General features: G+C 46.0%; 11 protein-coding genes and 1 pseudogene. All 12 read left to right on the top strand.

The window, feature by feature from the left end; translation table 11 throughout:
* The first annotated feature begins 259 nt into the window (after window positions 1-259).
* The 12 genes and pseudogenes from DI44_RS07265 (at window position 260) to DI44_RS07315 (ending at window position 14,041) form a co-directional block, all read left to right on the top strand.
* Window positions 260-1,909, top strand: coding sequence for an extracellular solute-binding protein (locus DI44_RS07265; RefSeq protein ID WP_033025524.1), 1,650 nt, complete (start codon window positions 260-262; stop codon window positions 1,907-1,909).
* Between the two features lie 110 nt (window positions 1,910-2,019).
* A complete protein-coding gene (locus DI44_RS07270; protein WP_033025522.1) occupies window positions 2,020-2,967 on the top strand; it encodes a sugar ABC transporter permease in 948 nt (315 codons plus the stop codon).
* 15 nt (window positions 2,968-2,982) lie between these two features.
* Window positions 2,983-3,873, top strand: a complete 891-nt coding sequence (locus tag DI44_RS07275; protein WP_033025521.1) for a carbohydrate ABC transporter permease — start codon at window positions 2,983-2,985, stop codon at window positions 3,871-3,873.
* Window positions 3,874-3,890: 17 nt separating this feature from the next.
* Window positions 3,891-5,930 carry an alpha-glucuronidase family glycosyl hydrolase gene (locus tag DI44_RS07280; RefSeq protein WP_033025519.1) on the top strand — a complete coding sequence of 680 codons (2,040 nt, stop codon included), beginning with the start codon at window positions 3,891-3,893 and terminating at the stop codon, window positions 5,928-5,930.
* 15 nt (window positions 5,931-5,945) lie between these two features.
* Window positions 5,946-7,458 (top strand): annotated as a pseudogene (locus DI44_RS0117135) (xylan 1,4-beta-xylosidase).
* 31 nt (window positions 7,459-7,489) lie between these two features.
* Entirely contained in the window at window positions 7,490-8,443 is a 954-nt protein-coding gene (locus tag DI44_RS07285) for a sugar kinase (protein ID WP_033025516.1), read from the top strand.
* Between the two features lie 15 nt (window positions 8,444-8,458).
* Complete coding sequence (locus tag DI44_RS07290; protein WP_023633598.1) at window positions 8,459-9,109, top strand: bifunctional 4-hydroxy-2-oxoglutarate aldolase/2-dehydro-3-deoxy-phosphogluconate aldolase; 651 nt, start codon at window positions 8,459-8,461, stop codon at window positions 9,107-9,109.
* A 115-nt stretch (window positions 9,110-9,224) separates the two neighbouring features.
* Complete coding sequence (locus tag DI44_RS07295; protein ID WP_013145193.1) at window positions 9,225-9,923, top strand: GntR family transcriptional regulator; 699 nt, start codon at window positions 9,225-9,227, stop codon at window positions 9,921-9,923.
* Between the two features lie 36 nt (window positions 9,924-9,959).
* Window positions 9,960-11,375 carry a glucuronate isomerase gene (gene uxaC, locus DI44_RS07300; RefSeq protein WP_015374972.1) on the top strand — a complete coding sequence of 472 codons (1,416 nt, stop codon included), beginning with the start codon at window positions 9,960-9,962 and terminating at the stop codon, window positions 11,373-11,375.
* Window positions 11,376-11,382: 7 nt separating this feature from the next.
* On the top strand, window positions 11,383-12,498 hold the full coding sequence (uxuA, locus tag DI44_RS07305) for a mannonate dehydratase (RefSeq protein ID WP_033006094.1): 1,116 nt from the start codon (window positions 11,383-11,385) through the stop codon (window positions 12,496-12,498).
* On the top strand, window positions 12,474-13,319 hold the full coding sequence (locus tag DI44_RS07310) for an SDR family oxidoreductase (RefSeq protein ID WP_033025515.1): 846 nt from the start codon (window positions 12,474-12,476) through the stop codon (window positions 13,317-13,319). Before uxuA ends, DI44_RS07310 begins: the two co-directional genes overlap by 25 nt.
* A gap of 77 nt (window positions 13,320-13,396) precedes the next feature.
* Window positions 13,397-14,041 carry a YesL family protein gene (locus tag DI44_RS07315; RefSeq protein ID WP_033025513.1) on the top strand — a complete coding sequence of 215 codons (645 nt, stop codon included), beginning with the start codon at window positions 13,397-13,399 and terminating at the stop codon, window positions 14,039-14,041.
* Window positions 14,042-14,348 lie beyond the last annotated feature (307 nt).

Genomic DNA, 14,348 nt, shown 5'->3' with positions numbered 1-14,348 from the left:
CAATCGAGAATTCATTCTTCTGTTTGTCTGGAATCATGAGGAAGGCATTACAGCCATTTTGTAGGATGCGTCGTTTCAAACTAGTATACTAGAATGTTTGTGGAGTGGTTAGGAGTTGGATTTCGATCGGTTGAAATCGCTTTCTCAATAAGACCTTGAAAGGGGGGATTGAGACAGGGAATCGTTATGTTTTCTTTATCAAAAAGAATGTGATCGCAGCCAAGGGGGATTTTGAGACAATGGGATTGGAGGGAGAAATATGCTAAAAAAAGCGTTTGCGGCTTTAACCGCAACTGCACTGGCGGTTGGAATGCTTGCAGGATGTACGGACAGCCAATCTTCTTCGTCCAACGAGTCTGGAGATTCAAAAGAGAAAAATGGCATTGTAACTATTACAACTGTCCGCACATTAAAGGATGATACGAAATTTCGAGAGGGAGAGGATTTGAACAACAATCCTATCACACGATGGTCGGAAAAAGAATTGGGGATTAAATGGAAAACATTGTGGACAGCTCCAAACGATGAACAGTATCACAATAAAATTCGCTTAGCTTTATCTTCTGGACAGAAACTGCCTGACGTATTTAAAGTGTCAGACGGGCAGTTGATCAATGATTTAATTCGTTCTGGAAAAGTAATGCCAGTCGATGAAGCGATTGAGAAATATGCGTCACCGAGATTGAAAAAGATTTATGAGCAATTTCCGGAAGCGTTTTATCCGGCGACTGTCGATGGAAAACGCTATGGAATTCCACGGTTCTCTGGAGGCAATGGTTCTGACTCCTTGCTTTGGATTCGCAAAGACTGGCTTGATAAGTTAGGTCTTCAGCCACCTAAAACAATCGAAGATCTCGAAAAAATCATGGACGCGTTTGTCAATAAAGACCCTGACGGCAATGGGAAAAAGGATACGATTGGCTTGACGCTGGCCAGCAAAAACGGATTGGCGACTTGGTTGGCCGACGGAAGCTTTATTTTCGGTGCTTATGGCAACTATGAACCTGGTTCATGGTCAAAAGGCGAAGATGGGAAGCTTGTCTATGGATCGGTACAGCCGTCTATGAAAAAAGCGTTGGCTAAGCTGAATGAATGGTATGAAAAAGGATACTTGGACAAAGAAGTTGGCATTTTGGACGAACAGACGGCGATCAAAAGCTTTGTCGCTGGAAAATCTGGAATCATTTCTGCTCCTCCTTGGGCTGCTGGATGGCCAATCGCAGATGCGTTGAAAAATAATCCAGGAGCCATTGTGGAACCATACCCACTGCCGAGTGGTCCGGATGGCAAAATCGGCCGGCGTGGCGAGGGATTGGTTACAGGCATGTTTTTGTTCAGCAAAGACTTTAAACATATGGATAAATTCTTCCAATACTTAGATGAAGCATACGCCTATGTGTATAATGACTCGAAATATTTTAAATACGGGTTGGCGGAAGGTTATGACTATGTGATGAAGAACGGCAAGCCCGTTTATGATGACAAGGAAATTCCAGGAGGAAGATTGGATCCAGGGGCTTATTTCATTACGGAAGCCATTCCGACCGTTCCGTACATGCTGTATGATCTAGTCGAGGAGTTGTATACAACGAAGCGTCAGCCGAAAAACGCCTATGAGTATACACGAATTGTATCTTTAGGCGAGTCGTTTATGAAAGCGGCTACAATCGTCAACCAACAAAATCAATACCGCATTGAAAACGAGTTTACAGGTCCGCCCACTAAAACGATGCAAAAACGCGGAGAGTTTTTGACGAAAATGGAACGTGAAACCTTTGCCAACATCATTTACGGACGGGCGCCGCTCAGTGCATTTGATGACTTTGTGAAAAAATGGGAAGAATCTGGAGGCGAACAAATAACAAAAGAAGTGAATGAATGGTATCAATCGGTAAAAGGAGCAAAGTAGCGGTTTCAACGATGGTGGGGTGCGGACGGGGGCGAGCAGTGAAAGAGAATTTACATCGATGTCCGCACCTGCTTTTTTGCAAGAGATGACGCCGGAAGGAGGAAACGGGTATGCAGTCGGCCGTCGATGTCAAAGGACAAACAACAGCGGTGGAAGCAAAGAGAGTTCAGAAAAGAAGAGGAACGTGGCAGTTGCATGTTATGTTGCTTCCTGCCCTCATCATTGTGTTGATTTTTCAATATGTTCCGATGCTAGGACTGGTCATGGCTTTTCAAGATTATGAGCCTTGGCTTGGCTTTTTCCATTCTCCTTGGGTTGGTCTCGAGCATTTTAGAACGATGTTTGAATATGAAGACGCTCGTCAAGTCATATGGAATACATTGGTCATTTCAACATTAAAAATCATCTTTAACCTCGGTGTGCCTTTGGCGTTTGCGTTGCTTCTCAACGAAGTATACGTGATGAAGTTTAAGCGGACGGTTCAAACGATCGTGTATTTGCCGCACTTTTTGTCATGGGTGATTCTGGGCGGGATCTTGATTGACATGCTTTCTCCTGAAGGGGGGATTGTTAACCGTTTTTTATCAATATTCGGTGTTAAGCCTATTTTCTTTCTTGGAGACAACGATTGGTTTCGTACCGTTGTTGTCGTTACAGATGTGTGGAAAGAATGCGGATTTAACACGATTGTATTTTTAGCTGCCCTTACTTCCATTAACCCATCGTTGTATGAAGCGGCTATCGTGGATGGAGCCAACAGGTGGCAACAAACTATTTACATTACGTTGCCTTCCATGTTGCCGATCATCATTGTGGTTGGAACGTTGTCGCTCGGAAACATTTTAAATGCCGGATTTGATCAAATTTTAAACTTGTACAATCCGCTTGTTTACAAAACGGGTGATATCATCGATACGTATGTTTACCGTGTCGGTCTCTTGAACGGGGATTTCAGTTATGCGACAGCTGTTGGATTGTTTAAATCGGTTATCAGCTTTATTCTCGTAGTCACAGGGTATCGTCTCGCTTATAAGTATGCGAACTATAAAATCTTTTAAAGGGAGGGGAGGTCTATGCATCATCACTACCAAAAAAGCTTGTCTTATAAACTATTCACGGTGTTTAACTATACTCTTTTAACGATCATTGCCGTTCTTTGCCTTTTGCCTCTCATCCATATTTTAGCCGTCTCATTCAGCGGCAGTGCAGCGGCGACCGCTAATCTGGTCGGACTGTGGCCCGTTGACTTTACGTTGGACGCTTATGAGAAAACGATTGGGAATGAAAATTTTTTGCGTTCCCTTTGGAATTCGTTTTTGCGTGTTGTATTGGGAACAGTCATTTCCATGGGAGTCATGTTATGCGCTGCCTATCCGCTGTCCAAAAGCGATGACGCCTTTCGCGGTCGGAAGCTCTACATGTGGTTTTTCGTGTTTACGATGTTGTTCCATGGCGGTCTCGTTCCGACTTATATGGTGGTGACGAAGCTCGGGTTGACAGATACGATTTGGGCGTTGATTTTACCGCCAGCTGTCAGCGCCTTTAACTTAATTTTGCTGGTGAACTTTTTCCGCACTTCGGTGCCGAAATCGCTTGAAGAGGCCGCTTTAATGGATGGCGCAAATCATTTTACGATTTTTTGGAAAATTTATTTGCCGATTTCGGTGCCTGCCATTGCGACGATTTCGCTCTTTACGATGGTTTTTCATTGGAACTCATGGTTTGACGGGTTGATTTATATGTCCGATGTGAAACATTACCCGTTATCTACGTTCTTACAAACGATTATTGTTCAACAGGATTTTACGAAAATGAGCGTCGATGCAGAAACATTGAAAAACTTATCTGAACGGACAGTGAAGGCGGCACAAATCTTCATCGCAGCTTTGCCGATGCTGATTGTTTATCCGTTTGTGCAAAAGTTTTTTGTGAAAGGGATTGTGTTGGGGGCGGAAAAAGAGTAACAGGAGGAGAAATTGACATGACGGCGGGATACGAACCTTGTTGGCTGCGGTATGAGCGGAAGGATCAATATAGTCGATTGCGGTTTGAGGAGATTGTAGCGAAAAGAACATCCCCCATTTTTCAAGCAGCCGTGGAAGAACTCCAAAAAGGGCTTCGTTCGATGATGGAGATTGAGCCGCAAGTGGTGCAGGAAGTAAATGAAACAGCTAATTCGATTTGGCTTGGGACGCTTGAAGATGAAGAGTTCAAGCGGCCATTAGAGGGAACACTTGTTCATCCGGAAGGGTATGTGATTCGATCGGATGTCGACGATGGACCGTTCCGTATCTACATTATTGGGAAAACAGATGCTGGTGTGTTGTATGGTGTCTTTCATTTCCTCCGATTATTGCAAATGGGTGAGAACATCGCCCAACTGTCCATCATCGAGCAGCCAAAAAACCGGTTGCGCATGATCAATCATTGGGACAATATGGATGGCAGCATTGAGCGCGGATATGCTGGACGGTCGATTTTCTTTGCCGGTGGCCAGTTTGTGAAGCAAAACCAACGGATAAAAGATTATGCACGATTGCTGGCTTCTGTGGGCATTAACGCCATCTCCATCAACAATGTCAACGTACACAAAACCGAAACGAAACTCATCACCGATCACTTTTTGCCTGACGTGGCGGAAGTGGCGGATATCTTCCGAACCTACGGAATCAAAACGTTTTTGAGCATCAACTACGCAAGCCCCATTGAGGTAGGAGGGCTTCCAACAGCAGATCCGCTTGATCCCGGGGTGCGAAGGTGGTGGAAGGAAACGGCGAAACGCATTTATCAATATATTCCTGATTTTGGCGGCTTTGTAGTCAAAGCGGATTCCGAGTTTCGTCCTGGCCCCTTTACGTATGGGCGCGATCACGCGGAAGGGGCAAATATGTTGGCGGAAGCGTTAGCGCCGTTTGGGGGGCTCGTCATTTGGAGATGCTTTGTCTATAACTGCCAGCAAGATTGGCGTGATCGGACGACCGATCGGGCAAAGGCAGCATATGATCACTTTAAGCCATTGGATGGACAGTTTCGTGAGAATGTCATCTTGCAAATTAAAAACGGCCCAATGGATTTTCAAGTAAGGGAGCCGGTTTCTCCGTTATTTGGCGCTATGCCGAAAACCAATCAAATGATGGAGGTTCAAATCACTCAGGAATATACGGGACAGCAAAAACATTTATGCTTCTTGATTCCACAGTGGAAAGAGGTGCTTGATTTTGATACGTATGCCAAGGGAAAAGGGTCGGAAGTAAAAAAGGTAATTGATGGATCGCTATTTGACTATCGATACAGCGGGATCGCAGGGGTATCTAATATTGGCAGTGACCCAAACTGGACTGGGCATACGTTGGCCCAAGCAAACTTGTATGGATTTGGGCGGCTCGCTTGGAATCCGGATTTGTCTGCCGAAGAAATTGCTAACGAATGGGTTGTGCAAACGTTTGGGGATGATTCACGAGTCGTCGAGACGATCAGTTGGATGCTTCTATCTTCGTGGAGAATTTATGAAAACTACACCTCTCCGCTTGGCGTCGGCTGGATGGTGAACCCAGGGCACCATTATGGTCCTAATGTGGATGGCTATGAATATTCGCATTGGGGGACGTACCATTATGCCGACCGCGACGGGATCGGTGTTGACCGGACGGTTGCTACGGGAACAGGATATACGGCGCAGTACTTTCCGGAAAATGCAGCGATGTATGAGTCGCTCGACACTTGTCCGGATGAGCTGCTCTTGTTTTTCCATCACGTTCCGTACACTCATCGGCTGCATTCAGGGGAAACGGTCATTCAACATATTTACAATACTCATTTTGAAGGGGTTGAGCAGGCGAAACAGCTGCGGAAACGATGGGAACAACTGAAAGGGAAAATCGACGAAAAACGGTATCATGATGTATTGGAACGATTGACGATCCAAGTGGAACATGCTAAAGAATGGCGAGATGTCATCAATACGTACTTTTACCGGAAGTCAGGAATAGACGACCAATACGGGCGGAAAATTTATCGGTGAATAGGGGAGAGGAGCATGAAGGTTGTAAACGTGCCAAGCAACGGGAGGGAGAAGTTTAAAAAGAATTGGAAGTTTTGCGTTGGCACCGGGCGGCTTGGTCTTGCTTTGCAAAAGGAGTATTTGGACCACTTGAAACTCGTGCAAGAGAAAATAGGGTTTCGATACATCCGCGGTCATGGCTTGCTTTCCGATGATGTCGGAATTTATCGAGAAGTCGAAATCGATGGGGAAATGAAGCCGTTTTATAACTTTACGTACATCGACCGGATTGTTGATTCGTATTTAGCGTTGAATATCCGGCCGTTTATTGAATTTGGATTTATGCCAAAAGCGCTTGCTTCGGGAGACCAAACAGTTTTTTATTGGAAAGGCAACGTTACACCCCCGAAAGATTATAACAAGTGGCGTGATCTCATCGTAGCGGTCGTTTCCCATTTCATTGAGCGATACGGGATTGAGGAAGTGCGGACATGGCTGTTTGAAGTATGGAATGAACCTAATTTAGTGAACTTCTGGAAAGATGCCAACAAACAGGAGTATTTTAAGCTGTACGAGGTGACAGCCCGAGCGGTAAAAAGCGTTGATCCTCATTTGCAAGTTGGGGGACCGGCCATTTGCGGAGGAAGCGATGAATGGATTACGGATTTTCTCCACTTTTGCGCCGAACGGAGGGTGCCTGTTGATTTTGTCAGCCGCCATGCCTATACATCGAAGGCGCCGCATAAGAAAACGTTTGAATATTACTATCAAGAGCTTGAGCCGCCAGAAGATATGTTGGAGCAATTCAAAACGGTGCGCGCCTTGATTCGCCAGTCTCCGTTTCCGCATTTGCCATTGCATATTACCGAATATAATACATCGTACAGCCCCATCAACCCGGTTCATGATACGGCGCTCAATGCAGCATACATTGCCCGTATTTTAAGTGAGGGGGGGAGATTACGTCGACTCGTTTTCATATTGGACGTTCAGTGATGTGTTTGAAGAAATGGACGTTCCGAAGGCGTTGTTTCACGGTGGGTTCGGTCTAGTTGCGCTTCACTCGATTCCCAAACCGACATTTCATGCGTTTACATTCTTTAATGCTCTAGGCGACGAACTGTTGTATCGTGACGGAGAGATGATTGTGACAAGGCGGAAAGATGGATCGATTGCCGCAGTGCTTTGGAATTTAGTGATGGAAAAAGGAGAAGGATTGACAAAAGAAGTGCAGCTGGTGATTCCAGTTTCATTTTCCGCTGTTTTTATCAAGCGGCAAATCGTCAATGAGCAGTACGGGAACGCGTGGAGAGTTTGGAAACAGATGGGGCGTCCCCGTTTTCCAAGCCGTCAAGCGGTGGAAACGTTGCGTCAAGTGGCGCAGCCTCATGTGATGACGGAGCAGAGACGGGCAACGGACGGTGTGATTCATTTATCTATTGTCCTATCAAAAAACGAAGTGACATTAATCGAGATTGAGCAAGTTCGAGATGAGACAAGCACATATGTCGGCTTAGATGATGGTGAAATAACATCGTATTCTTCATGAAAGATTACCAAAATGGTTTTGGAGGGACGAGATGGACGTAGTCACCATTGGCGAATCGATGGCCGTATTTACACCAACAAGTGTCGGCTTGATGAGACAGGCGACCACCTTTACTATGCGGATTGGCGGAGCGGAATCCAATGTCGCTGTCGGCCTTGCTCGATTAGGCCATCGTGTAGGATGGATCAGCAAGGTCGGAAGCGATGAGTTTGGAAAGGCGATTTTGTCTTTCCTGAAAGGTGAGGGAGTGGATGTCAGCCGGGTAAAAATGGATGGGGAAGCGCCGACCGGCATTTACTTTAAGGAACAAAGACGTCTAAACGATACGCGGGTATATTACTATCGCAAAGGATCAGCGGCGAGCAGGCTGACGCCTGCCGACTTGGATGAGAAATATATCGCGGAGGCAAAGTATTTGCATATTACGGGAATCACTCCGGCGTTAAGCGAAAATTGTCGTGATACGGTCTTTGCCGCCATGGCGATGGCTCGCCGTCATGGGGTGAAAATCGTTTTTGATCCGAATTTGCGGTTGAAACTATGGAATGAAGCGGATCGGGCCAAGGAAGTGATGCTTCGCATGGCAGCTGAATCAGATGTGGTTCTCCCTGGAGAAGCTGAGGCATCGTTTTTATTCGGAAAACAATCGGTTGAGGAATGGGGAAGCCGGCTGCTTGACATGGGCGCCTCGCTTGTTGTCATTAAACTAGGCGCAAATGGTGCCCATTATTTTACGAATGCGCATCATGAGTATGTTCCAGGGTTTCCTGTTGAAAGGGTAATCGACCCTGTCGGTGCTGGGGATGGGTTTGCAGCTGGGCTGCTATCCGGACTGCTTGAAGGACTTCGTTTAACAGAAGCGGTGCAGCGAGCGAATGCAGTTGGCGCGCTTGTGACAATGGTCGAGGGGGATGCTGATGGCATGCCGGAACGCGATGACGTCGAGCGCTTGATAAATCAGCGACGGGAAGATGTTACGCGATAAAGGAGATGAACCTACATGAAGGTAGTCCAAATGATTCGAGAGATTGGCATCATTCCAGTCGTCCGCGGTGCGACGGTTGATACTGTTCTTCCGCTGTCATTGGCTTTGCGGCAGGGAGGCATTCCAATCATGGAAATTACGATGGAAACAGCTGGGGCTTTGGCCGCGTTGGAAAAGGCTGCAAGGGAACTGAAAGATATGTTGATCGGTGCGGGAACGGTGCTGGACGCTGAAACAGCACAGAGGGCGATTTCAGCTGGGGCGCGGTTTATCGTTTCTCCCTTCCTTTCTATTGATGTGATTCAGGCGGCAAAACAAAATCGCGTTGTCAGTATCGCAGGAGGATTGACGCCGACCGAAATTGTGAATGCTTTTCAGCACGGGGCTGATATGGTGAAAGTATTTCCTGCTCATGTGTTTGGGCCAAACTATATTCGAAGCATAAAGGAGCCGCTCCCCCACATCCCCCTCATCGCAACTGGAGGAATCAATCTGAAAACGGCTGGAGAGTATATAAAAGCGGGAGTGGATGCCATCGGTGTCGGGAACTCGTTAGTGAAGGTTGAAGGGGCATTGGAAAACGATCAGTGGAAGATTATTGCCGAACGGGCAGCTCAATGGATGTCGATTGTGCACAAGGTGAGGGGAGAGAATGCGGGTGAATGAATCGCTGAGAAATTTGACAGGAAATATGTTCTTTCCTACATTGGAAGAAAACGCATGATCATGGATGTACTTTATCACTGCCATACTAGTATATAAGAAAAAGGGGAATCGCAAGGTGATCTTTACTGCCCAACAAAGCCAACAAATTAAAAGTTCTGTCAGAGGTTCGGCGCGCGACCAGTTGTACGAGATGCTAAAGGAAAAGATTTTGCGCCTTGAGTTGGAACCAGGAACAAAAATTTCCGAAAAGGAAATTGCTGAGCAATTGCATATTAGCCGCACCCCGGTGCGGGAAGCATTTCTCAAACTGGCGCAAGAAGAATTGCTTGATATTATTCCGCAAAGCGGAACCATTGTTTCGCGCATCAACTTGGAACATGTGGAGGAAGGGCGCTTTATCCGCGAGGTTGTCGAGAAAGAAGTGGCCGTTTTAGCTTGTACGAAATTGCGTCAAGATCATCTATTTGAAATGGAGAAGAATATTGCGATGCAAGAGTTGTGTGCCGAAAAAGGAAATTTTCTTGAGTTGTTTGAGCTTGATGAAAAGTTCCATCAGCTCATTTACGATGGCTGCCGAATGTCGCGCTCGTGGAAAATGGTGCAAAGTTTAAACAGTCATTTCAATCGTTTGCGTGTACTGAGACTATCATCCGATCTTGATTGGGACATTATTATTTCCCATCACAAGCAAATTTATCGGTTAATTGCGAATAAAGAAGCAGAGAAAGTGCGTCAGGTGATGGAAGAGCATTTGCGGCTTGTCGAAATTGAAAAAGACGTACTAAAAAGGCAGTATCCTCATTATTTTGTATAAGTTGTTGGAAGTTTCGCTTTGCGGGAGGGAGACAGTGTGCAGCCGTTCATTCATGAAAATTTTTTGTTGCAAAACAAGCATGCCGAAGTGTTATACCATGACTATGCGAAATCGTTGCCGATTATTGATTATCACTGCCATTTGAGCGCAAAAGAGATTGCGGAAGACAGGCGGTTTCATGATATGACGGAGCTTTGGCTCGAGGGGGATCATTACAAATGGCGGGCGATGCGGGCGCTGGGAGTCGAAGAAAAATATATTACAGGAAACGCTTCCCCTGAGGAAAAGTTTCAAGCATGGGCGAAAACGGTGCCGTATTGCATCGGGAATCCACTCTATCATTGGACGCATTTAGAGTTAAAACGCTATTTTCAAGTGGATGCCCTTCTGAATGAGCGGACGTGGCGTGAAATTTGGAATCATTGCAATGATTTATTGAGACAGGAAGGATTCTCAGCCCGCTCTTTCATGGTCAAATCTAATGTGGAGTGGATTGGGACAACGGACGATCCGCTCGATGATTTAGCTGATCATCAAGCAATTGCCCAAGATCCATCATTTCTAGTAAAGATTGTTCCGTCTTTTCGTCCTGATGCAGTCATTGAAATCAACCGCCCTTCGTTTTTAGACTATGTGGGAAAGCTAGGGGAAGCAGCTGGCCTGCCGATTCATGATTACGATCAGCTGCTGCAAGCCATTGAAAGCCGAGTGCGTTATTTTCACGAGAAAGGATGCCGGATGGCTGATCACGGCTTAGAATCGATGCCGTATTCAGAATGCGGTTGGAAGGAAGCAAACGATATTTTTCAAAAACGAAAAAATGGATTTGTCCTCAGCCGTGAGGAGGAGGAAAAATATAAAACTTTCACTTTATGCTTCTTAGCCCGATTGTACCACTCACTTGGTTGGGTGATGCAGCTGCACATCGGTTCGATTCGAAATACAAATGAAAAGATGTTCCGGCGTCTTGGTCCGAATACAGGATATGATTCGATTCATGACTTTTTCCTTGCCCAGCCGTTAAATGCCTTTCTTAATGAGCTAGAGCGTCGCGATCAACTGCCAAAAACGATTGTGTACACATTAAACCCCGCTTATAACTATATTGTCGCCTCAACGGTCGGCAATTTTCAATCAGAAGGGGTAAAAGGGAAAGTTCAATTTGGCGCAGCTTGGTGGTTCAATGATCATCAAGATGGCATCATCAGACACTTGACGGATCTTGCCAATGTCGGTGTGTTCAGCACGTTTGTCGGAATGTTGACCGATTCAAGGAGTTTTGTGTCTTATGTACGCCACGAGTATTTTCGCAGAATTGTATGCAATTTGATCGGTTCATGGATTGAAAAAGGAGAGGTGCCGCAAGACTATGATTTTTTAGGGAAAATCGTTCAAGATGTATGTTACTTCAACGCGAAACAATACTTTCAAGTCGGCGTGAGTGGGGGATGAGATCAGAATGAAAATGACGTTTCGCTGGTTCGGAAAGGAACATGATACTGTTTCATTAGATCATATTCGGCAAATTCCAGGAGTTGAAGGAATCGTTGGAGCTCTATATCATATTCCAGTCGGTGAAGTATGGCCGCTTGATGATATATTGGAACTCAAACGGCAGGTAAATGAAAAAGGATTTCATCTTGAAGTCATTGAGAGCGTCAACGTCCACGAAGATATTAAACTCGGTTTGCCCTCCCGAGATCGATATATTGAAAACTATAAACAGACGATTCGCAACTTGGCGAAAGCAGGAGTGAAAGTGATTTGTTACAACTTTATGCCGATTTTTGACTGGACCCGTTCCGATTTAGCCAAAAGGCGGCCTGATGGGTCGACGGTGCTCGCCTATGAGAAACAAAAGATTGAACAAATCGATCCGGAGGAAATGATCCGCCGCATTGAAAGCGGAGCGAACGGGTTTTTGCTTCCGGGATGGGAACCGGAACGCTTGAAAACAATCAAGCCTCTTTTTTCGCTATATAAAGGGGTAACCGAAGATGATCTATTTGATCATTTGCGTTACTTTTTGGAACAAATCGTTCCAGTAGCGGAAGAGTGTGGCGTTCGGATGGCTCTCCATCCTGATGATCCGCCCTGGTCGGTGTTCGGATTGCCGCGGATTGCGACCAATAAGGAGAATTTGGATCGAATCGTTCATATGGTCAACAGCCCTGCGAACGGGTTGACATTATGCTCCGGGTCGCTTGGAGCCAATCCGGCCAACGATGTTCCGGACATTTTCCGCCATTTTTTGCGAATGGGACGAGTGCCATTTGCTCATGTACGGAATGTCGAAATTCACGCGAACGGCGATTTTGAGGAAACGTCTCATCGCAGTTGCGACGGTTCGTTGAATATATGCGAGATCATGAAAGCGTTGCATGAAGCTAATTTTCAAGGGTACATTCGACCAGATCACGGCCGAATGATTTGGGGGGAACAAGCTCGTCCTGGTTACGGGTTGTACGATCGGGCGCTTGGCATTATGTACTTGCTTGGCATTTGGGATAGTTTGGAGAATGAAAAAAAGAAGCAGGAAGGTGAGAAGACATGCTCCCGATCCATCCAAGTTTAAAAAGCAAGGTAGCGGTTGTAACGGGCGGGGGTGGGGTATTATGCAGCTGCATGGCGAAAGAACTGGCCCGCCAAGGAATGAAAGTGGCGATTTTAAACCGAACGCTCGAGAAAGCTGAAAGAATCAAGAATGAAATTGAAGAGCGAGGAGGTGAGGCGCTGGCCATTTCGTGCGATGTTCTGGATGTCGAACGCGTCAAACAGGCGGCAGAAATGGTAGCGGACGTTTACGGGCCGTGCGATGTCCTGATTAATGGGGCAGGTGGAAACCATCCGCAAGGCATTACGACAAAGGAAATACTCGAGTTGCAGGATCTAGAGAATCAAGACATTACAACGTTTTTCGACTTGACGACAGAAGGGTTTTCCTATGTTTTTGATTTAAATATTCTTGGGACGATCATCCCGACGCAGCATTTTCTTAAACAGATGATAGGAAGAGGGGGAACCATCATCAATATTTCCTCGATGAGCGCTCCGCGGCCGATGACGAAAGTGCCGGCGTACAGTGCGGCTAAAGCGGGAATTGAAAACTTCACGAAATGGCTGGCTGTGCATGTCGCTGAGATCGGGGTTCGCGTCAATGCGATTGCCCCGGGATTCTTTTTGACGAAACAAAATGAACATCTTTTGAAACATCCTGACGGATCGTATACAGAGCGGACGAAAAAAATTTTGATGCATACACCGATGCGGCGGCTCGGCAAGCCGGAAGACTTGCTGGGGACGCTGCTTTGGCTTGTGGATGATCAAATGAGCGGATTTGTCACTGGAACGACTGTTCCTGTTGACGGCGGCTTTTTGGCTTATGCCGGAGTTTGAAGGGAGGGTAAACAAAGCCTCCCCTCTTTTTTTAACTTATGATATACTGGTAAAAAACAAGAAAAGGTGGATGAATTATGCGCACCGGCTTGCTGGATGGAAAGTTGTATCGGGCTTGTGAATGGATTACAAGACTTGCATACATCAATCTGTTGTGGCTTTTTTTTACCGTCCTTGGACTGGTCATTCTCGGCATTGCGCCGGCGACGGTGGCGCTGTTTACGATCGTAAGGAAGTGGCTTCTCTTTCACGATCACGATGTTCCAGTACTGAAAACATTCGTTCTCACGTATAAAAATGAATTTTGGCGGGCGAACCGGATTGGGCTTTTGTTGATGGCGGCAGCGTATATTTTCTATATCGATCTTTTATACCTCGCCCACGTGCCAATAGAATGGAGGTTTCCGTTTTCTGTTGCTTTGCTGGTCATTTTCATTTTTTATACAGTGACGCTTTTATATGTATTTCCGATCTATGTGCATTACGAATTGCGCTTTTGGCAATATATCAAATATGCCTTTCTCATTGGAATGGCCAATCCACTCATGACGCTCGTGATGCTGATGAGTGTTGGGGTCTTGTTCGTCTTATTGATGTATATTCCGGGGCTGATCCCGTTTTTCAGCATCAGTTCGCTCGCCTTGGTGGTGATGAGCGGCGCATTGCGTGTATTTCGCAAAACAGAAGAAAGGCTGCAGGTCAGGAAACAAGGGGGATGGTAGGAACGCCTGCCCTTAAGGGGATGTAGGAAAAGATTCATCAAGGCTTAAAAGAAGCTGAAGCGGACTAAGGCGTTGTCAGCACAAGCGATTAAAAAGGCTGGTTTAAAAGGATGCTTGTCTTCTCGATGAAACACCGGATATAGAAGTGAATTCGTTCAATACGGCATATATTAGAAAGAGGATGCCTCCATAGCCATCAAGTTAAGAAAACAGGAATAAATGACAGAAGGAAGGACAATGGAAACAGAAGGCGAAACGAAAAGGGGCCGCGTACGTGACGCGACGCTCCCACTCAATATATGTATAT

Origin of the sequence: Geobacillus sp. CAMR5420 (assembly GCF_000691465.1) — a bacterium.
In the GTDB taxonomy this organism is placed as follows: domain Bacteria; phylum Bacillota; class Bacilli; order Bacillales; family Anoxybacillaceae; genus Geobacillus; species Geobacillus thermoleovorans.
This window is presented reverse-complemented; position numbering and strand designations above follow the sequence as displayed.

Coding starts and splice junctions, on each gene's coding strand:
- DI44_RS07265 (WP_033025524.1), top strand. CDS start 260: ATGCTAAAAAAAGCGTTTGCGGCTTTAACCGCAACTGCACTGGCGGTT.
- DI44_RS07270 (WP_033025522.1), top strand. CDS start 2,020: ATGCAGTCGGCCGTCGATGTCAAAGGACAAACAACAGCGGTGGAAGCA.
- DI44_RS07275 (WP_033025521.1), top strand. CDS start 2,983: ATGCATCATCACTACCAAAAAAGCTTGTCTTATAAACTATTCACGGTG.
- DI44_RS07280 (WP_033025519.1), top strand. CDS start 3,891: ATGACGGCGGGATACGAACCTTGTTGGCTGCGGTATGAGCGGAAGGAT.
- DI44_RS07285 (WP_033025516.1), top strand. CDS start 7,490: ATGGACGTAGTCACCATTGGCGAATCGATGGCCGTATTTACACCAACA.
- DI44_RS07290 (WP_023633598.1), top strand. CDS start 8,459: ATGAAGGTAGTCCAAATGATTCGAGAGATTGGCATCATTCCAGTCGTC.
- uxuA (WP_033006094.1), top strand. CDS start 11,383: ATGAAAATGACGTTTCGCTGGTTCGGAAAGGAACATGATACTGTTTCA.
- DI44_RS07310 (WP_033025515.1), top strand. CDS start 12,474: ATGCTCCCGATCCATCCAAGTTTAAAAAGCAAGGTAGCGGTTGTAACG.
- DI44_RS07315 (WP_033025513.1), top strand. CDS start 13,397: ATGCGCACCGGCTTGCTGGATGGAAAGTTGTATCGGGCTTGTGAATGG.